The sequence below is a fragment of the Streptomyces sp. NPDC004111 genome, from assembly GCF_042874215.1.
Taxonomy (GTDB): domain Bacteria; phylum Actinomycetota; class Actinomycetes; order Streptomycetales; family Streptomycetaceae; genus Streptomyces.
The window spans coordinates 180,333-199,944 of record NZ_JBIAMU010000015.1; the positions used below are offsets into that span (position 1 = coordinate 180,333).

Genomic DNA, 19,612 nt, shown 5'->3' on the forward strand with positions numbered 1-19,612 from the left:
CGCACCGATCCCCCGCGCCCCTCCTCGCGCCACCTTGGAGTGGTCTTCTTCACTCATCGCGCACACCCAGCGCGTTCATGCAACTACGCTTGGTGAACATGAAGATCGCTTTCGTCGGGAAGGGCGGCAGTGGCAAGACCACGCTGTCCTCACTGTTCATCCGCCACCTCACCGCCAACGAGGCACCGGTCGTCGCCGTCGACGCCGACATCAACCAGCACCTGGGCGCGGCACTGGGCCTCAGCGAGGAGGAGTCCGCCGCGATGCCCGCGATGGGCGCGCACCTCCCGCTCATCAAGGACTACCTCCGCGGCACCAACCCGCGCATCGCCTCCGCCGAGACGATGATCAAGACGACCCCGCCCGGCGAGGGCTCCCGGCTGCTGCGGGTCCGCGAGGACAACCCGGTGTACGACGCCTGCGCGCGTCCCGTCAGGCTGGACGACGGCGAGATCCGGCTGATGGCGACCGGCCCGTTCACCGAGTCCGACCTGGGGGTGGCCTGCTACCACTCCAAGGTCGGCGCGGTCGAGATGTGCCTCAACCACCTGGTGGACGGCCCCGACGAGTTCGTGGTCGTCGACATGACGGCGGGCTCGGACTCGTTCGCGTCGGGCATGTTCACCCGCTTCGACATGACGTTCCTGGTGGCCGAGCCGACCCGCAAGGGGGTGTCCGTCTACCGGCAGTACAAGGAGTACGCCCGCGACTTCGGCATCGCGCTCAAGGTCGTCGGCAACAAGGTCCAGGGCCAGGACGACCTGGACTTCCTGCGCACGGAGGTCGGTGACGACCTGCTGGTCACCATGGGCCACTCGGACTGGGTCCGTGCCATGGAGAAGGGCCGCCCGTCCCGCTTCGAGCTGCTGGAGGCGGACAACCGGCAGGCCCTCCAGGTCCTCCAGGACGCCGCCGAGGACAGCTACGCGCACCGCGACTGGGCGCGCTACACCCGCCAGATGGTGCACTTCCACCTGAAGAACGCGGAGAGCTGGGGAAACGCGAAGACGGGCGCCGACCTGGCTGCCCAGGTCGACCCCGCCTTCGTACTGGACGAGCAGCTGGCGGTCAGTGCCGCTCAGCCGGCCTAGCGGCGTCAGGGGCACCCGGCGCGTGCGCGGCAGGTGCGTGGCCGGCCGGCCCTGCGGCGGCACCGGGGGCGAGGAAGGCCGCCCAGTCCGTCTTCGGTGCCTCGCCGACCTTCAGCGTGCGGAGCTTGGCCAGGACCTGCGGGTCCTGGGCGTCCAGCCAGTCGGCGAGCTGACGGAACGACACGCACCGCACCTCGCGCTGGGTGCAGACGCGCTTGATGGTGTCCTCGATGGCGCGCATGTACGTGCCGCCGTTCCAGGACTCGAAGTGGTTGCCGATGATCAGCGGGGCGCGGTTGCCCTTGTACGAGCGCTGGAAGGCCTGGACCAGGCCGTCGCGCATCTGGTCGCCCCAGTACTGGTGCTTGTCCTCGTCGCCCCGGGTCGCGCCGGACTGGTTCATGTAGAAGTTGTAGTCCATGGACAGGGTCTGGAAGGCGCGGCCGGGGACCGGCACCAGCTGCATCGACAGGTCCCAGAGGCTGCCCTGCTTCTCGGGCCAGATCTGGTCGTTGACGCCGCTGGTGTCGTAGCGGAAGCCCATTTCGGAGGCGGCGCGCATGAAGTTCTTGCGGCCCTCCAGGCAGGGGGTGCGGGCGCCGACGAGTTCCTTGTCGTAGTCGAAGGGCAGCGGCTTCAGGGAGGCCAGCGCGGCGTTCGTCTTCCAGTTCTTGACGAAGGACTTGGCCTGGGAGATCTCGCTCTTCCACTCCTCCTTCGACCAGGTGCCGACGCCGCCGTCCTTGCCGCAGAAGTGGCCGTTGAAGTGGGTGCCGATCTCGTTGCCCTCGAACCAGGCGCCGCGGATCTGCTCCACGGTGTCCTTGATTCCCTTGGCGTCGTTGAAACCGATGTCCGAGCGCCCGGCGGAGTGCTGGGGCGGGTCGTAGAGGTTCTTCTTGGCCTCGGGCAGGAGGTAGACCCCGCTCAGGAAGTACGTCATCGTCGCGTTGTACTTCTGGCCGACGCGGCGGAAGTGGGAGAAGAGCCGCTGGCTGTCCTCGCCCGCACCGTCCCAGGAGAAGACCACGAACTGCGGCGGCTTCTCACCGGCCTTGAGCTTGTGCGGTACGGGCTGGAGCGGCTGGACGCCGGTGTACGCGGTCGAACCGTCACCGATCAGCCGGACCGCGCTCTTGGGGGCACCGGCCGGCGCGTTCTTCTTGGCACCGTGGGCACCGCCCTGGCCGCCGCCCGCGGGGTCGGCCGAGCCGGCGCAGCCGGCCAGGGCCAGGGACAGCGCGGCGGCGGTGACGCCGAAGGTGAATCTCTTCGTGGCGGCCATCATCCGCCCACCCTCTTTCTCGAACGGCACTGTGATCGGGCTGTATCGGCCGATGCACAAATCAGCCGAAAATGCGCGGTAAACCTCGCACGCGCCCACAAACCCATTGATGCGACAAGCCGCACGAAACGCTTATTCACTAATTTGGGTGAAGAGTTAACCCAAATGCCCGCTATAGCACTGCTTGTTCTTTACTCTGAATTACGATTCATTTACCGAGAGTTTTAAGTCCCCCGCTGCATGCCGTGACCCACGGCCGCGATCCCTTGTTCCGCGACCCGCGCTGCCCCGGAGGAGACAGAAGCAATGTCTGCTTGCGTACCCACTCGCCCCGACCACACCTCTCGCACCAACCGAGCATCACGGTTCCAACGACCGCACAGCCCGCCGTCCGGCGACGGCGAAGGACCCGGGGGCCGGCGCCGCTTCCGTATCGCGGGCGGTGACCTCTCCGCCTCGATCACGGTCTTCCTGATCGCCGTGCCCATGTCCCTCGGACTGGCCGTCGCCATCGACGCACCGCTTCAGGCGGGCCTGATCGGCGCCGCCGTCGGCGGGATCGTCGGCGGGCTGCTCGGCGGATCGCCCCTCCAGGTCAGCGGCCCCTCGGCCGGGCTGACCGTCGTGACCGCCGAGCTGATCCAGCAATACGGCTGGCGCACCACCTGCGGAATCGTCATCTGCGCCGGTCTGGTGCAGATCCTCCTCGGCTCGCTCAGGGCCGCGCGCAGCGCCCTGGCAGTCAGCCCCGCCATCGTGCACGGCACCCTCGCCGGCATCGGCGTCGCCATCGCACTCGCCCAGCTGCACATCGTGCTCGGCGGCTCCCCACAGAGCTCCGCGACCGCCAACGCCCTCGCGCTGCCCGAGCAGTTGACGCACATCGGCCCGGCCGCACCCCTGATCGGCGGCCTCACCATCGCCGTCCTGGTGCTCTGGCCACGCCTGCCGGGCCGCGCCGGAAGAGTCCTCCGCAAAACCCCGGCCGCACTCGCCTCCGTGGCCATCGCCACTGCGGTCGCCGCCCTCACCGCCCCCGGGATCGCCCGGGTCGACCTGCCCTCCTGGCGCAGCCACGCGCTTCCCGAGATGCCGCAGGGCCCGGTGCTCGCGCTGATCGCGGCGGTACTGACCGTCACGCTGGTGGCCAGCCTGGAGTCGCTGCTGTCCGCGGTCGCCGTGGACAAGCTCGCCGCCGAGCGGCCGGGCACCGCGCCCGTGCCCCGCTCCGACCTGAACCGCGAGCTGCGCGGCCAGGGCGTTTCCAACATGGTGTCCGGGCTGCTGGGCGGACTGCCCATCTCCGGCGGCGCCGTCCGCTCGACCGCCAACGTCCGTACCGGGGCGGTCAGCCGGGCCTCCACCGTGCTGCACGGCGTATGGGTGATGCTCGCCGCCGCCCTGCTGGTCGGCGTACTGGAGTGGATCCCGCTGGCGGCGCTGGCCGCCCTGGTGATGATGGTCGGCATCCAGATGGTGAGCTTCGCCCACATCCGCAACGTCCACCGGCACCGGGAGTTCCTGGTGTACGTCACCACCGTCGGCGGCGTCGTGCTGTTCGGCGTCATGGAGGGCGTGGCGCTGGGCATCGCGGTGGCCGTCGCGGTCGCGATGCACCGCCTCGCCCGGACCCGGATCGTCACCGAGACCACCCCCGACGGCATTCACCACGTCAGGGCGCGCGGTCAGCTGACCTTCCTCGCGGTGCCCCGACTGACCCGCACGTTGACCCAGGTGCCCCAAGGAACCCACGTAGTCGTGGAGTTGGACGGATCTTTCATGGACCACGCCGCGTACGAAGCCCTGCAGACCTGGCAGGACTGTCATGTCGCGCAGGGCGGCCGGGTCGAGGTCACCGGGAGGTCCGGAATCCGGGTCTCCGGACCCGCGTCGACCGCCCCGCACACCTGCTGCCGCCCCTGGACCCCCTGGCGCAACCACCACTGCGACGAGCACGGCGGCCCGGTCCAGGAGCCGGTGTCGCGGCCGGCCGGGACGCGTCATCTGGCCAACGGGCTGAGCGCGTTCCAGCGCAACACCGCCCCGCTGGTGCGGGACGAACTGGCCCGTCTCGCCCGCGAGGGACAGAAGCCCACCCAGCTCTTCCTCACCTGCGCGGACTCCCGACTGGTCACCAGCATGATCACGTCCAGTGGTCCCGGTGACCTCTTCACCGTGCGGAACGTGGGGAACCTGGTTCCGCCGCCGGGTGCCGAGGGCGGGGACGAATCGGTCGCCGCGGCGATCGAGTACGCGGTGGACGTACTGGAGGTGGAGTCCATCACGATCTGCGGGCACTCCGGCTGCGGCGCCATGCAGGCCCTGCTCAACGGTCCCGCCGAGGGCAGCGAGGCGACCCCGCTGCGGCGCTGGCTGCGGCACGGGGCGCCCAGCCTCAAGCGGATGAAGAGCCGCCACCACGCCTGGGCCCGGATCTCCGGGCGGCTGCCCACCGATGCGGTGGAGCAGCTCTGCCTCACCAATGTGGTCCAGCAACTGGAGCATCTGCGGCGGCACGAATCGGTCCGGCGCAGGCTCGCCGAAGGGAAGCTGGAGCTGCACGGAATGTACTTCCACGTGGCCGAGGCGCAGGCATATCTGCTGGTGGACGGGGCACGGGTGGGAGAGACCATCGAGGTCTTCGACCGTGTCGCACCCCAGTCGGACACGGAGTTGGAGGACCTCAGCGCCTGAGCGGGCCGGTGGCCGCACCCGCCGCGGTGCACCGCCATGCCTGCCCGGCGCCCGAACCGTCGTGCCAGTACGTCCGTGAGACCTGATGGCCCCTTTTCCGCGTGCGTCCGCGGAGGGGGCCATTCGGGTGTCGCACCTGCTCATAGGTCTAAACCAATTTCCGGATGGCTCTTGTCACCCGGCCCACGGACTGATGAGCTAGGCCCCGGGACACATCGGACGCCCTGGGAATGGGAGATGTCGTGAGCAACGAAAGCCTGGCCAACCTCTTGAAGGAAGAGCGTCGATTCGCTCCTCCCGCCGAGCTGGCCGCGAACGCCAACGTCACTGCGGAGGCGTACGAGCAGGCCAAGGCCGATCGTCTCGGCTTCTGGGCCGAGCAGGCACGCCGGCTCACCTGGGCCACCGAGCCCACCGAAACGCTCGACTGGTCCAACCCGCCCTTCGCGAAGTGGTTCGCGGACGGCGAGCTGAACGTCGCGTACAACTGCGTGGACCGCCACGCCGAGGCGGGCAACGGCGACCGCGTCGCCATCCACTTCGAGGGCGAGCCCGGCGACAGCCGCGCGATCACGTACGCGGAGCTCAAGGACGAGGTGTCGCGTGCCGCGAACGCCCTGACCGAGCTGGGTGTGCGCAAGGGCGACCGCGTCGCGATCTACCTCCCGATGATTCCCGAGGCCGCCGTCTCGATGCTGGCCTGCGCCCGCATCGGCGCCGCGCACTCGGTCGTCTTCGGCGGGTTCTCCGCCGACGCCGTCGCCTCCCGCATCCAGGACGCGAACGCGAAGATCGTCATCACCTCCGACGGCGGCTACCGGCGCGGCAAGCCGTCCGCGCTGAAGCCCGCGATCGACGAGGCCGTGGCCAAGTGTCCGCAGGTCGAGCACGTGCTGGTGGTGCGCCGCACCGGGCAGGACACCGCATGGAACGAGCGCACCGACGTCTGGTGGCACGACGTCGTCGGCCGGCAGTCCGCCGAGCACACCCCCGAGGCGTTCGAGGCCGAGCACCCGCTCTTCATCCTCTACACCTCCGGCACGACGGGTAAGCCCAAGGGCATCCTGCACACCTCCGGCGGCTACCTCACCCAGGCGGCCTACACCCACCACGCCGTCTTCGACCTCAAGCCGGAGACCGACGTCTACTGGTGCACCGCCGACATCGGCTGGGTCACCGGGCACTCGTACATCGTCTACGGCCCGCTGGCCAACGGCGCGACGCAGGTCATGTACGAGGGCACGCCCGACACCCCGCACCAGGGGCGCTTCTGGGAGATCGTGCAGAAGTACGGCGTCAGCATCCTCTACACCGCGCCGACCGCGATCCGTACGTTCATGAAGTGGGGCGACGACATCCCCGCGAAGTTCGACCTGTCGTCGCTGCGCGTCCTCGGGTCGGTCGGCGAGCCGATCAACCCCGAGGCATGGGTCTGGTACCGCAAGCACATCGGCGCCGACAAGTGCCCGATCGTGGACACCTGGTGGCAGACCGAGACCGGCGCGATGATGATCTCGCCGCTGCCCGGCGTCACCGAGACCAAGCCGGGCTCGGCGCAGCGCGCGCTGCCGGGCATCTCCGCGACGGTCGTCGACGACGAGGCGAACGAGGTCCCCGACGGCGGTGGCGGCTACCTCGTGCTGACCGAGCCGTGGCCCTCCATGCTCCGTACGATCTGGGGCGACGACCAGCGCTTCATCGACACCTACTGGTCGCGCTTCGAGGGCAAGTACTTCGCCGGTGACGGCGCGAAGAAGGACGACGACGGCGACATCTGGCTGCTCGGCCGGGTCGACGACGTGATGCTGGTGTCCGGCCACAACATCTCCACCACCGAGGTCGAGTCGGCCCTCGTCTCGCACCCGTCGGTCGCCGAGGCCGCCGTGGTCGGCGCCGCCGACGAGACCACCGGGCAGGCGATCGTCGCCTTCGTGATCCTGCGCGGTACGGCGACGGAGACCGAGACGCTCGTCACCGACCTGCGCAACCACGTGGGTGCCACGCTCGGCCCGATCGCCAAGCCGAAGCGGATCCTGCCGGTGGCGGAGCTGCCCAAGACCCGGTCCGGCAAGATCATGCGGCGGCTGCTGCGCGACATCGCCGAGGACCGCGAGCTGGGCGACGTCTCGACGCTCACCGACGCCTCGGTGATGGGCCTGATCCAGGCGAAGCTGCCGAGCTCGGCGGGCAACGAGGACTGATCCCGCTCCCCGAACAGCCCAAGGGCACCCCGCGCTCCCCGCGCCGGGTGCCCTTTTCGCTCGTAAAGTGAAGATCGCCGGATACGCCCTTGCGCACCGCGGGTACAGTTGTCTGCGCGTCAGGAACGCGTCAAAACTCAACAGGTGCGCCGGGAAGTCTGGTCGGCAATGTGCTCCATGCTGCCCACCCGACCGGAGGTATTCACCCGTGGCCGCGCCCACTCCCCCGTCCGCACCGACGCCGCCCAGCAGCCGCAAGGTCCTCGGCCGCCTCTCGCTCCCCGAGCGGAAGTACGTCGCGGACGCCCTCCGCACCGAAACGGTCGGCGGTGTACTGCTGCTGGTCGCCGCGATCGCCGCGCTGATCTGGGCGAACACCTTCGGTTCCGGTTACGAGGCGTTCCGCGGTCTGCACTTCGGGCCCGGCTTCCTCGGCCTCGACCTGTCCGTCCAGCACTGGGCCGCCGACGGGCTGCTGGCCATCTTCTTCTTCGTCGCGGGCATCGAGCTCAAGCGCGAGCTGGTGGCCGGCGAACTGCGCGACCCGAAGGCGGCGGCGCTGCCCGTGATCGCGGCCCTCTGCGGCATGGCGGTCCCGGCCCTCGTGTACGTCGCGGTCAACGTCCTCGGTGACGGCGACACCGGCGGCTGGGCCGTACCGACGGCGACCGACATCGCCTTCGCCCTGGCCGTCCTCGCGGTGATCGGCACCTCCCTGCCGTCCGCGCTGCGGGCCTTCCTGCTGACCCTGGCCGTCGTCGACGACCTCTTCGCGATCCTGATCATCGCGATCTTCTTCACCAGCGACCTCAATTTCCTGGCGCTCGGCGGCGCCTTCGTGGGCCTGGCCCTCTTCTGGCTGCTGCTGCGGGCGAACGTGCGCGGCTGGTACGTGTACGTGCCGCTGGCCCTGGTCATCTGGGGGCTGATGTACAACAGCGGCGTGCACGCCACGATCGCCGGTGTGGCCATGGGCCTGATGCTGCGCTGCTCGCGCCGGGAGGGCGAGGAGCACTCGCCGGGCGAGCACATCGAGCACTTGGTGCGGCCGTTGTCGGCGGGGCTCGCGGTGCCGCTGTTCGCGCTGTTCTCCGCCGGTGTCTCCGTGTCGGGCGGTGCCATCGCGGACGTCTTCACCAAGCCGGAGACGCTGGGTGTGGTGCTCGGCCTCGTGGTCGGCAAGGCGGTCGGCATCTTCGGCGGCACCTGGCTCGCGGCCCGGTTCACCAAGGCGGAACTGAACGAGGACCTGGTCTGGCCGGACGTCTTCGCCGTCGCCACCCTGGCCGGCATCGGTTTCACCGTCTCCCTGCTGATCGGCGAGCTGGCCTTCACCGACAACCTCGAACTCGCCGACGAGGTCAAGGCGGCCGTCCTCATCGGATCGCTGATCGCCGCCCTGCTGTCCTCCGTGCTGCTGAAGCTGCGCGTCCGCAAGTACCGTGCGCTCTACGACGAGGAGGAACGCGACGAGGACATGGACGGCATCCCCGACATCTACGAGGTCGGGAAGCCCGAGTACCACCTGCGGATGGCGGAGATCCACGAAGCGAAAGCGGCGGAGCACCGGCGGCTGGCGACGCTCTGCGTGGGCGCCGGAGCCGACACCGGCACCGCAACGGACGACAATGTGCCGGGGGCGGCGCGCGACGGCCGCGGCGGTCCGGCATGATCTGACATCGGATCCGGCATCAATCCGGCATCGGACCCGACGTCGGATCGGGACACCGATGAGACTTCAGGTCCGAAAGGGATCAGACTTCAGGTCGGACACGGATCCGCCAGGCCCGAACCGGCTTGAACATGCTTGAACAGAAGAGGGAGAGAGCGATGAGCGACCCCGCCCGCAACGCCTCCGACGCGCAGAGCGTCCACGGCGTCGAGAGCGCCGACCGCAGCCTGGGCCAGTTGGTCGCCACGGCGACGACCGAGATGTCCGCGCTGGTGCACGACGAGATCGCGCTGGCGAAGACGCAGCTGCGGCAGGACGTGAAGCGGGGGGCGGTCAGCGGCGGTGCATTCGGCGCGGCCGGCCTCGTACTGGTCTTCTCGCTGCCGATGCTCAGCTTCGCGCTGGCGTACGGCTTCGAGGCCTGGACCGGCTGGAACCTGGCCTGGTGCTTCCTGCTCTCCTTCGCCGTGAACGTCGTGGTGGCGCTGCTGATCGCGCTGGTCGGCGTGGTCTTCGCGAAGAAGGCCAAGAAGGGGCAGGGCCCGCAGAAGGTGGCGGCATCCGCCAAGGAAACGGCGGCCGTCCTCGGAAACGCGAAGCCGCACCCCCGCGAGGACAGCACGGTCGTTGTGGCACGCTCAACGGTATGACCGCCCTTGATACCAACGGCTCCGGTAGTTCCGCTTCGTCCGCCCCGGCCCCCGCAGCGGGCGCCTCGGCCGCTTCCGTCGTACGGCTCGACGGCCCGTGGACGCACCGGGACGTGGCCGCCAACGGTGCGCGCTTCCACATCGCGGAGCTCGGCGAGGGCCCGCTGGTGCTGTTGCTGCACGGGTTCCCGCAGTTCTGGTGGACGTGGCGGCACCAGCTGACCGCGCTCGCCGACGCCGGGTACCGGGCGGTGGCGATGGACCTGCGCGGGGTGGGCGGCAGCGACCGTACGCCGCGCGGCTACGACCCGGCGAACCTCGCTCTCGACATCACGGGCGTCGTACGGTCCCTCGGCGAGCCGGACGCGGCGCTCGTCGGGCACGACCTGGGCGGGTACCTGGCGTGGACGGCGGCGGCGATGCGGCCCAAGCTTGTGCGCCGGCTGGTCGTCTCCTCGATGCCGCATCCCAGGCGCTGGCGCTCCGCGATGCTCTCGGACTTCGCCCAGTCGCGGGCCGGCTCGTACGTCTGGGGCTTCCAGCGGCCCTGGGTTCCGGAACGTCAGCTCGTCGCAGACGACGCGGCGCTGACGGGACGGCTGATCCGGGAGTGGTCGGGGCCTCGGCAGCCCGCCGACGAGGCGGTCGACACCTACCGCCGCGCCATGACGATCCCCTCCACGGCCCACTGCTCGATCGAGCCGTACCGGTGGATGGTGCGCTCGCTGGCCCGGCCGGACGGTCTCCAGTTCAACCGCCGGATGAAGGCTCCGGTGCGGGTGCCCACCCTGCATCTGCACGGCTCGCTGGACCCGGTGATGCGCACCCGCAGCGCGGCGGGCTCCGGGGAGTACGTGGAGGCGCCGTATCGCTGGCGGCTGTTCGACGGCCTCGGGCACTTCCCGCACGAGGAGGACCCGGAGGCCTTCTCCACGGAACTGGTGAACTGGCTGAAGGACCCGGAACCGGACCGCTAGCCGGAGAAGAAATTGTCCACACCGGACGGTCGTCCCCGGGCCGGCAAGCCCGGGACAGGCCGCACGGTTGAACACTTGTTCTACGAACAGCCAAATGCCTCCCGCATAAGCCAATTGGCGGGCCGTCAGGCGATTACCGACCATGGGCCCCGGGCACACGTCGGGGTATGGGCTGGACGCACGACTACGGTGACTCAGCACGAATCCGCCACTCGGCCGCAGCGCCGATCATCTCCGAGAGGGGACGCCCGCACGATGAGGGTCATGAACACCCCGGTCAGGCAATGGGTATCCCGCGCATTCTCCGACGCCGCGCCCGGTGGATGTCCGCGCGGCTGAGGCATCAGCGGACCTGATCACTGGTTCCTGAGGCCAGTCCTTTCCGAGGGTCGGTCCTTCCTGAGGGTTCTTGAGGTACGTCCTTCCTGAAGGTCAGTCCTTCCTGAGGTAGTCGAGTCCCGGGTGTGCGCTGCGGTAGCCCGCCAGCAGCCGGTGCGCCACCTGGACGGAGTCGACGAGCGGATGCAGGGCGAACGCCTTGACCGCCTCGCGCTGCGACCCGCTCTCCCCCGCACGCAGCACGCATCGCTCCACGGCCTTCACGGCGGCCACCAGGCCCGCCTCGTGGCCTGTCAGCGGTGACACCGCGAGGGGGCGGGCCCCGGCGGCGTCGACCTGGCACGGCACCTCGATGACGGCTGCCTCGTCGAGGACGTCCACCACCTGGCCACCGGCCTCACCGGTGCCGCTTCCGCCACGGCGGTTGCGGACGTTCAGGATCAGCCGCGCCGGTTCGTCGCGGGCGATGGCCCGCATCAGGGCCAGCGCCACGTCCTCGTACCCGCCGGACTCCAGGTCGTCGGCCGCGCGCTCGCCCGCGCCGGCCGCCTCCCGGTTCTCCGCCATGTACGTGGCCTCGCGCTCGGCCCGCGTACGGTCCCAGGCCGTCCAGGCGGCGCCCGGAGCGGCTGCGGCGGCCGCCCCTGCCTCCGGGGGCTTCCGCGCCGTCGAGGGCTTCCCCGCCACCGTGGACGCCCCGGCCGCCAGGGGGGCCAACTGGTCGTAGAAGCGTGCCTGTTGGTCCTGGAGGAAGGCGCCCCGGGTCTGCTCGGCCAGCTGGTAGGCCCGCACCGCCTCGCGGTTGAAGTAGTAGTAGTGCAGATACTCGTTGGGCACGGAGCCGAGCGAGCGCAGCCAGTCGGCGCCGAAGAGCTTGCCCTCCTCGAAGGACGTCAGCCGGCCCTCGTCGGCGAACAGCTCCGGAAGCACGTCACGGTCGTCGACGTACAGCCCGCGCAGCCAGCCCAGGTGGTTGAGGCCGACGTAGTCGATGCGTACGCCGGACGTGGTGGGGTCCGGCACGCCCAGGGTGCGGGCCACCCTGCGGGCCAGCCCCACCGGCGAGTCGCAGATGCCGATGACCCGGTCGCCGAGATGGCGGGACATGGCCTCGGTGACCAGACCGGCCGGGTTGGTGAAGTTGATGACCCAGGCGTCCGGTGCCAGCCGGGCCACCCTGCGCGCGATGTCCACGGCCACCGGCACGGTCCGCAGCCCGTACGCGACACCGCCCGCGCCGACGGTCTCCTGGCCGAGCACTCCCTCGTCCAGGGCCACCCGCTCGTCGGCGGCCCTGCCCGCCAGACCGCCCACCCGGATCGCCGAGAACACGAAGTCGGCGCCGCGCAGCGCCTCGTCCAGGTCGGTGGTGACGGTGACCTCGGGGGCGGGAGGCACGTCGGGGGCGCCAAAGGCCCGCGCCCTGGCCGCCTGGTCGGAGAGGACCCGGGCGATGGCGGCCAGCCGGGCCGGGTCGAGGTCGTGAAGGGTGACGTGGGTGACGCGGCCCTCGGCACGGTCGCGCAGCAGCGCTCCGTACACCAGAGGGACGCGGAATCCGCCGCCGCCCAGGATCGTCAGTCGCATGCTTCAGCCTCTCAGGTCCGGGCCGCCCGGCGGATCAACCCGTGGGTCGGTCTTCGGTGTCCACCCACGGGTTGATCCGCCCTCGGAGCGCTCGGGGCGATCCGCCCTCAGAGCGCGCAGCCCTGGCTGTCCACCTGCTGGTTGGCCGTGCGGCCGACCTTGATGTCGTCGCGGATCTCGTCGACCGTCAGCGCGTAACCGGTCTCCGGGTCGTCCAGGGACTTGGCGAAGACGACGCCGTAGACCTTGCCCTCGGGGGTCAGCAGCGGGCCGCCGGAGTTGCCCTGGCGGACCGTCGCGTACAGCGAGTAGACGTCGCGGCGGACGGTGTCGCGCTTGTAGATGTCGGGGCCCTTGGCGTTGATCCGGCCGCGGACCCGGGCCGAGCGGACGTCGTAGGCGCCGTTCTCCGGGAAGCCGGCGACGATCGCGCCGTCACCGGTGCGGGCGTCGCCCTCGGTGAACTGCAGCGGGCGTGCCTTCAGGTCGGGCACGTCCAGTACGGCGATGTCGCGCTTCCAGTCGTAGAGCACGACCTTCGCGTCGTACAGCTTGCCCTCGCCGCCGATCTGCACGGTCGGCTCGCTGACCCCGCCGACGACGTGCGCGTTGGTCATGACGCGGCGCTCGGAGAAGACGAAGCCGGTACCCTCCAGGACCTTGCCGCAGCCCGGCGCGGTGCCGACGACCTTGACGATGGACTTCTTGGCGCGGGCCGCGACCGGACTGCCGGCCAGCTTCGGGTCCGGTGCCTTGACCTCGGTGATCGGCTCGTTGGAGAACGGGCTGAAGACCTGCGGGAAACCGTTCTGCGCCAGTACGGAGCTGAAGTCGGCGAACCAGGTGCCGGCCTCGCCGGGCACCACCCGGGACACCCCGAGCAGCACCTTCGAGCTGCGCACCTCCTTGCCGAGGGTGGGCAGCGAGGAGCCCGCGAGGGCGGAGCCGATCAGCCAGGCGACCAGCAGCATCGCCGCCACGTTGACCAGCGCGCCGCCCGTCGCGTCCAGGGCGCGGGCGGGTGACCAGGTGATGTGTCTGCGGAGTTTGTTGCCGAGGTGCGTGGTGAAAGCCTGGCCGACCGAGGCGCAGATGATCACGATCACCACCGCGACCAGGATGCCGGTGGTGGAGTCGCCGAGCGAGGACCCGTCGGCGAACCACTCCCAGATGACGGGGAGCAGATAGACCGCGACGAGACCGCCGCCGAGGAACCCGATCACCGACAGAATGCCGACGACGAATCCCTGGCGGTACCCGATGACCGCGAACCACACGGCAGCGACCAGCAACACAATGTCCAGGACGTTCACGCCCGCCACCCTGTCATGTCCGTCATGCGTGCCAATCGAGCGGGACCTCGCGGGAGCGGTCCCAGGGCCGCTCCCAGCCCGCGAAGTGCAGCACCTTGTCGACCACTCCCGCGGTGAACCCCCAGAGCAGCCCGTGGTCGAGGAGGAAGGCGGCGCCCCGGTGCCCGCGCGGGTGCACGCTCGTCGCCCGGTTCGCCGGGTCCGTGAGGTACGACACGGGGGTCGTGAAGACACGGGCGGTCTCGCCCTGGTCGACGGCGCCGACCGGACTGCGGTCGCGCCACCAGCCCAGTACGGGGGTCACCACGAAGCCGCTCACCGGGATGTACAGGCGGGGCAGCACACCGAAGACCTGGACACCGGAGGGATCGAGGCCGGTCTCCTCCTCGGCCTCCCGCAGCGCCGCCCTGAGCGGCCCGGTGGTCTCCGGATCGCCGTCCTCCGGGTCCAGGGCGCCACCGGGGAAGGAGATCTGCCCCGCGTGCGAGCGGAGACTGCTCGCACGCTCCATCAGCAGCACCTCGGGCCCCTGCGCCCCCTCGCCGAAGAGAACGAGCACGGCGGACTGCCGCCCTCCGCCGCCCGCCGGCGGCAGGAACCGGCTGAGCTGCTCCGGCCTGATGTCGCGGGCCACCTCGGCCACGGGGTCCAGCCAGCCGGGCAGGCCCCGGTCGGAGACGTCGACCTGCGGTGTCACCGCCACCGCGCCCGCCTTCCCGGCCCCGCTCCCGTACGCCTCACCCGTGGCGCTCGCGTACGTCTCGCTCGCGGCACTCGCCGCCCCTGCACGTCTCATAGGCACCCCCGTACTGTCCCAACGTCCGCCCCCGCCACGATCGTTCCGGATTCCGTCGCCCGGATCGGTCACTTTCCGGCTTGCCCCGCTCCGAGCGGCGGTGCGGGCTTCCCGCCCGCGTCGAGGAACGACTGCGGGGGCTTCAGCCGCTGCCCCGGGTAGCCGCCCTTCTCGTACTTCAGCAGCTTCTCGGCCTTCTCCGGGTCCGTCTCGCCGACCCCGTACGACGGGCACAGCGCGGCGATCGGGCAGGCGCCGCAGGCGGGCTTGCGGGCGTGGCAGATCCGGCGGCCGTGGAAGACGACGCGGTGCGAGAGCATCGTCCACTCGCTCTTCGGGAAGATCTCGGCGACCACCGCCTCGACCTTCACCGGGTCCTCCTCGTCCGTCCACTTCCAGCGGCGCACCAGGCGGCCGAAGTGGGTGTCGACCGTAATGCCGGGGACACCGAAATAGTTCCCGAGGACGACGTTGGCCGTCTTGCGGCCGACGCCCGGCAGTTTCACCAGATCGTCCAGCCGGCCCGGCACCTCGCCGCCGAACTGGTCCCGCAGGGCCGCGGAGAGCCCCATCACGGACTTGGTCTTGGCCCGGAAGAACCCGGTCGGCCGCAGGATCTCCTCGACCTCCTCGGGCACCGCCGCCGCCAGGTCCTCGGGGGTGGGGTACGCGGCGAACAGGGCCGGCGTGGTCTGGTTGACCCTCAGGTCGGTGGTCTGCGCGGAGAGGACCGTCGCGACGAGGAGCTGGAACGGATTCTCGAAGTCCAGTTCCGGATGGGCGTACGGATAGACCTCGGCGAGCTCGCGGTTGATCTTGCGGGCGCGGCGGACCATCCCGAGGTGCGACTCGGGCTTCGCCGCGGCCTTCCTCGGCTTCGCGGCAACTTTCTTCGGCTTCGCCACGGCCTGTTCGCCCACAGCGGAATTACTGCCTGCTGTCACCTGTCCGGCCCCCTTGACCTGCGCTCTCACCGGCTTGTTGGACACCCGGCCAGCCTAGAGGCAGGCACTGACATCTGCCTTGGTCATGGGCCAATGCCTACCCAATCAGCCCCCTGAAGCACGACCAGGCCCGCCAGTAAGTCATCCTTAGTGATTGATCGCACTGTTTTACCGTCCGGCATCATGGGGACCACGGTCCCCTGAGCAGGTCGACAAGGAGAGAACACGTGGACGACGTTCTGCGGCGCGCCCCGCTCTTCGCGGCGCTCGATGACGAGCAGGCCGCGGAGCTGCGCGCCTCCATGAGCGAGGTGACCCTCGCACGCGGTGACGCCCTGTTCCACGAGGGCGACCCCGGTGACCGCCTTTACGTGGTGACCGAGGGCAAGGTGAAGCTGCACCGCACCTCCCCCGACGGCCGGGAGAACATGCTGGCCGTACTGGGCCCCGGCGAGCTGATCGGCGAGCTCTCGCTGTTCGACCCGGGCCCCCGCACCGCCACCGCCACGGCCCTCACCGAGGTCAAGCTGCTGGGCCTGGGCCACGGCGACCTCCAGCCCTGGCTGAACGTACGCCCCGAGGTCGCGACCGCGCTGCTGCGCGCCGTGGCCCGCAGGCTGCGCAAGACCAACGACCAGATGTCCGACCTGGTCTTCTCCGACGTGCCGGGCCGTGTGGCCCGTGCGCTCCTGGACCTGTCGCGCCGCTTCGGCGTGCAGTCCGAGGAGGGCATCCACGTCGTGCACGACCTCACCCAGGAAGAGCTGGCCCAGCTGGTCGGCGCCTCCCGCGAGACGGTCAACAAGGCACTCGCGGACTTCGCGGGCCGCGGCTGGCTGCGCCTGGAGGCGCGGGCCGTGATCCTGCTGGACGTGGAGCGCCTGGCGAAGCGCTCGCGCTGACGCCGGCCGACGCTGTCGGAGTGGCCGCGCCGGTGCTTCCGGCCGGCCGCACGAAGGGCGGGCCGCCCCCTTTACCGGGGGCAGCCCGCCCTTCGTGCGTCGCGGGCCCGCTCCGTACGCCGCGGGCCCTTCGTATGCCGCGGGCCCGAGCGGCAGGTCAGTCCTTGCCGTCCCCCACGATCACCGGGGTCTTGCTGCCGGAGCCGCACGGCACCGCGTACACCGGGTGCTTCTGGGCGGCCTCCCGGTAGGCGTCGATGCACTGGTTGGTGAGGACCTTGTCGGTGAGCGAGTTGTTCAGGATGCGGTTGGCCTGGGCGATGCCCTCGGCCTCGATCTTGCGGCGCTTGGCCTCAGCGGTGGCCGTCCTGGTCGCCTCCTCGGCCCGCTCGGTGGCCTGCTGTTGCTGGATCTTCCGGTCGATCTGGCTCTGGAGCTGCGCCGAGGGCTTCACATTGCGCAGGTTGACGGCCGTGACGGCGATACCGCGCGGGGCCAGCCGCTCCTTGATCAGGTCACCGATCTCGGCGTTGATCTTCTCGCGGGCCGAGGAATAGCCCTGCTCGCTCGTGTGGCGGGCGAACACGTTGCGGATGATCTCGCGGCTGTCCGGCTGCACCAGACGCTGCTGCACGGAATCCTCGCTGCCCGCCAGCCGGTACAGCTCCACGACCTTGTCCGGGGTCACCGCCCACTTCACGGTCACCTCGACCTCCATGACACCGCCCTGCGAGGAGCGGACCTCCACGACGTCCTTGTCGGAGAGGTTGAGGTCCACGGGGCGGGTGGAGAAGGAGGTGACGGTGGTGAACGGTGACCGGAAGTGCATCCCGGACACCATCGGCCCGCCGACCTTGCCGAAGGTGACCGGCACTCCGACCTCGTACGCGCTCATCACGTACAGACAGCTGGATATGCCCGTGATCAGCCCGGCGAGCAGCGCCCCCGCCGCCCCGAGCTTCAGCCCGCGGGCGTCTTGCGAACGCCCCACGAGGAACAGCACCACCGCGGCGACGACAAGCAGGATGGACAGCACAAACACAGTGGTTCCCCCCAGGAACGGCAAGCGCGGCGCGGATGCGTGACACGGACGCGCGACACGGGCGCACGACGCGGATGTAAGCGGAGCGTAAGCCATGAACGCGACGGCGGGGAGGGAAATGTGAGGCGCCGGGAACTCGGCGGTGACCACGTGCGTTCTCTCTGTGTACACCGAGGATCACGGTCTGCGACCGGCGAACGAACGCTTCGCGGTCCACGACCGCAGGACCCCTCGGCCGTACGGAAGTTCCGCAGGTCGAAGGGCCCTGGCGCCCCCGCAGCTTGAGAACTGCACAGGGAAGAAGAGCGGTGGTGCGACGCCGGCCGGCGTCAGATCAGGCCGTGCTCCCGCAGATACGCCAACTGCGCCCGTACGGAGAGCTCGGCCGCCGGCCACAGCGAACGGTCCACGTCCGCGTACACGTGCGCCACCACCTCGGACGCACTCACGTGCCCGTTCTCCACCGCCGTCTCCACCTGCGCCAGCCGGTGGGCCCGGTGCGCCAGGTAGAACTCCACCGCGCCCTGGGCGTCCTCCAGCACGGGCCCGTGGCCGGGCAGGACGAGACGCACCCCGTCGTCCACCGTCAGCGACCGCAGCCGCCGCAGCGAGTCGAGGTAGTCCCCGAGCCGCCCGTCCGGGTGCGCCACCATGGTGGTGCCCCGCCCCAGGACCGTGTCCCCCGTCAGCACGGCCCTGTCCGCGGGCAGGTGGAAGCAGAGCGAGTCCGCGGTGTGCCCCGGCGTGGGCACCACCCGCATCTCGATTCCGCCCGTGGTGACCACGTCCCCGGCCGCCAGCCCCTCGTCCCCGAGCCGCAGTGCGGGGTCGAGCGCCCGCACCGGGGACCGGGTCAGCTCGGCGAACCGCGCGGCGCCCTCGGCGTGGTCCGGGTGCCCGTGCGTCAGCAGGGTCAGCGCGACGCGCTTGCCCGCCTTCTCCGCCGTGTCGATCACCGCCCGCAGGTGTACGTCGTCCAAGGGACCCGGGTCCACGACGACGGCCAGGTCGGAGTCCGGCTCGGACACGATCCAGGTGTTGGTGCCGTCCAGCGTCATCGCCGACGGGTTGGGGGCCAGTACGTTGACGGCGCGCGCGGAGGCGGGGCCGGAGAGCACCCCGCCCCTCGGCTGGCCCGGCAGGGCGGCTGCGTCCGTCACTGGGTGCCTCCCGCGGCCGGAGCCTCGCCCGCCGGAATGTGCTTGGTGAACTCGTCGTGGCCCGGCCAGCTGAGCACCAGTTCCCCGCCCTCCAGCCGCGCCTGTGCGAGCACGGGCGTCATGTCCCGGCCCGCGGCACCGGCCAGGACCTCTGCCACCGTCCCGTACGGCTGGAGCTGCCGCAGTGTGGAGATGGTGGGCGGCATCATCAGCAGCTCGCCCCGGTCGTACCCGGCGGCGGCCTGTCCGGGGGCGATCCACACGGTCCGGTCGGCCTCGGTGGAGGCGTTGCGGGTGCGCTGTCCGGCCGGCAGCGCCGCGACGAAGAAGAAGGTGTCGTACCGCTTGGGCTCGAACTCGGGGGTGATCCAGCGTGCCCACGGGCCCAGCAGGTCGGAGCGCAGCACCAGCTTGCGCCGGTCGAGGAACTCGGCGAAGCCGAACTCCCGGGCCACCAAGGCCTGCCGGTCCGCCTCCCAGTCCTCGCCCGTGGTGTCGTCGACCACGGTGTCGGCGGTGGGTCCGGCGAGGAGGACGCCCGCCTCCTCGAAGGTCTCGCGCACCGCGGCGCAGACCACCGCCTGGGCGCCGCCCAGGTCGTCCCCGAGGCCCAGCAGACCCGCCCACTGGGCCAGGGAGGGGCCCGCCCAGCGGACCAGCGAGTCGTCGTCCCGGGGGTCCACACCGCCCCCCGGATACGCGTACGCGCCCCCGGCGAAAGCCATGGAGGCGCGTCTGCGCAGCATGTGCACGGAGAGTCCGGCGTCGCCACCGCCCGTGGCGCTGTCGCTCAGCAGCAGCACGGTCGCGGCCCGCTTCGGGGCCGCGGCGACGAGTTCGCCGTTCGCCAGCGCGCGGATGCGGTCGGGCCATTCGGGCGGGTACCACTGACCATTGGACATGGCCGGATGCTACGGGCAACCGCGCCGATGTTCGAGAGGCAGTTGTACCCCGCACCC

Annotated in this window: 16 protein-coding genes; 8 read left to right on the forward strand and 8 right to left on the reverse strand. The window is 70.5% G+C overall.

Annotated elements, in window-relative coordinates; all coding sequences use genetic code 11:
- The first annotated feature begins 98 nt into the window (after window positions 1-98).
- Entirely contained in the window at window positions 99-1,091 is a 993-nt protein-coding gene (locus tag ACFYVL_RS28050; RefSeq protein ID WP_389249575.1) for an ATP-binding protein, read from the forward strand.
- Here ACFYVL_RS28050 and ACFYVL_RS28055 read toward each other — a convergent pair.
- Window positions 1,069-2,379, reverse strand: a complete 1,311-nt coding sequence (locus ACFYVL_RS28055) for a hypothetical protein (protein WP_389249577.1) — start codon at window positions 2,377-2,379, stop codon at window positions 1,069-1,071. The two genes, ACFYVL_RS28050 and ACFYVL_RS28055, sit on opposite strands and share 23 nt — an antisense overlap.
- 303 nt (window positions 2,380-2,682) lie before the next feature.
- Here ACFYVL_RS28055 and ACFYVL_RS28060 point away from each other — a divergent pair, with 303 nt between their 5' ends.
- From ACFYVL_RS28060 to ACFYVL_RS28085, 6 genes are all read left to right on the forward strand, one after another.
- The gene (locus tag ACFYVL_RS28060; protein WP_389249579.1) at window positions 2,683-5,070 is read left to right on the forward strand and encodes a bifunctional SulP family inorganic anion transporter/carbonic anhydrase; all 2,388 of its coding nucleotides are present in this window, start codon (window positions 2,683-2,685) and stop codon (window positions 5,068-5,070) included.
- 230 nt (window positions 5,071-5,300) lie between these two features.
- Window positions 5,301-7,271, forward strand: coding sequence for an acetate--CoA ligase (acs, locus tag ACFYVL_RS28065; RefSeq protein WP_389249581.1), 1,971 nt, complete (start codon window positions 5,301-5,303; stop codon window positions 7,269-7,271).
- 208 nt (window positions 7,272-7,479) lie between these two features.
- Window positions 7,480-8,943, forward strand: a complete 1,464-nt coding sequence (gene nhaA, locus ACFYVL_RS28070; protein WP_389249583.1) for a Na+/H+ antiporter NhaA — start codon at window positions 7,480-7,482, stop codon at window positions 8,941-8,943.
- Window positions 8,944-9,101: 158 nt separating this feature from the next.
- A complete protein-coding gene (locus ACFYVL_RS28075) occupies window positions 9,102-9,593 on the forward strand; it encodes a phage holin family protein (RefSeq protein ID WP_389249585.1) in 492 nt (163 codons plus the stop codon).
- Complete coding sequence (locus tag ACFYVL_RS28080) at window positions 9,590-10,570, forward strand: alpha/beta fold hydrolase (RefSeq protein ID WP_389249587.1); 981 nt, start codon at window positions 9,590-9,592, stop codon at window positions 10,568-10,570. Before ACFYVL_RS28075 ends, ACFYVL_RS28080 begins: the two co-directional genes overlap by 4 nt.
- 167 nt (window positions 10,571-10,737) lie before the next feature.
- Entirely contained in the window at window positions 10,738-10,926 is a 189-nt protein-coding gene (locus tag ACFYVL_RS28085; protein WP_389249589.1) for a hypothetical protein, read from the forward strand.
- Between the two features lie 76 nt (window positions 10,927-11,002).
- Here the strand turns inward: ACFYVL_RS28085 and ACFYVL_RS28090 are convergent, their stop codons facing one another.
- The 4 genes from ACFYVL_RS28090 to nth form a co-directional block, all read right to left on the reverse strand.
- Entirely contained in the window at window positions 11,003-12,496 is a 1,494-nt protein-coding gene (locus tag ACFYVL_RS28090; protein WP_389249591.1) for a 6-phospho-beta-glucosidase, read from the reverse strand.
- Window positions 12,497-12,603: 107 nt separating this feature from the next.
- A complete protein-coding gene (locus ACFYVL_RS28095) occupies window positions 12,604-13,809 on the reverse strand; it encodes a MarP family serine protease (protein WP_389249593.1) in 1,206 nt (401 codons plus the stop codon).
- Window positions 13,810-13,831: 22 nt separating this feature from the next.
- On the reverse strand, window positions 13,832-14,605 hold the full coding sequence (locus ACFYVL_RS28100; protein ID WP_389249595.1) for an NUDIX hydrolase: 774 nt from the start codon (window positions 14,603-14,605) through the stop codon (window positions 13,832-13,834).
- Between the two features lie 68 nt (window positions 14,606-14,673).
- Window positions 14,674-15,510 (reverse strand): endonuclease III, encoded by an 837-nt coding sequence (gene nth / locus ACFYVL_RS28105; protein WP_389249785.1) that lies wholly within the window; start codon window positions 15,508-15,510, stop codon window positions 14,674-14,676.
- A 266-nt stretch (window positions 15,511-15,776) separates the two neighbouring features.
- Here nth and ACFYVL_RS28110 point away from each other — a divergent pair, with 266 nt between their 5' ends.
- Window positions 15,777-16,451 carry a Crp/Fnr family transcriptional regulator gene (locus ACFYVL_RS28110; protein ID WP_123460131.1) on the forward strand — a complete coding sequence of 225 codons (675 nt, stop codon included), beginning with the start codon at window positions 15,777-15,779 and terminating at the stop codon, window positions 16,449-16,451.
- 157 nt (window positions 16,452-16,608) lie between these two features.
- On the opposite strand, the gene ACFYVL_RS28115 is transcribed toward ACFYVL_RS28110, so the two are convergent.
- The 3 genes from ACFYVL_RS28115 to ACFYVL_RS28125 form a co-directional block, all read right to left on the reverse strand.
- Window positions 16,609-17,487, reverse strand: coding sequence for a prohibitin family protein (locus ACFYVL_RS28115; RefSeq protein ID WP_389249598.1), 879 nt, complete (start codon window positions 17,485-17,487; stop codon window positions 16,609-16,611).
- Between the two features lie 335 nt (window positions 17,488-17,822).
- Window positions 17,823-18,653 (reverse strand): MBL fold metallo-hydrolase, encoded by an 831-nt coding sequence (locus ACFYVL_RS28120; RefSeq protein ID WP_389249600.1) that lies wholly within the window; start codon window positions 18,651-18,653, stop codon window positions 17,823-17,825.
- Window positions 18,650-19,555: an NUDIX hydrolase gene (locus ACFYVL_RS28125; RefSeq protein WP_389249602.1), complete on the reverse strand. Its 906-nt coding sequence runs from the start codon at window positions 19,553-19,555 to the stop codon at window positions 18,650-18,652. The genes ACFYVL_RS28120 and ACFYVL_RS28125 overlap by 4 nt, the downstream gene beginning before the upstream one ends.
- Window positions 19,556-19,612 lie beyond the last annotated feature (57 nt).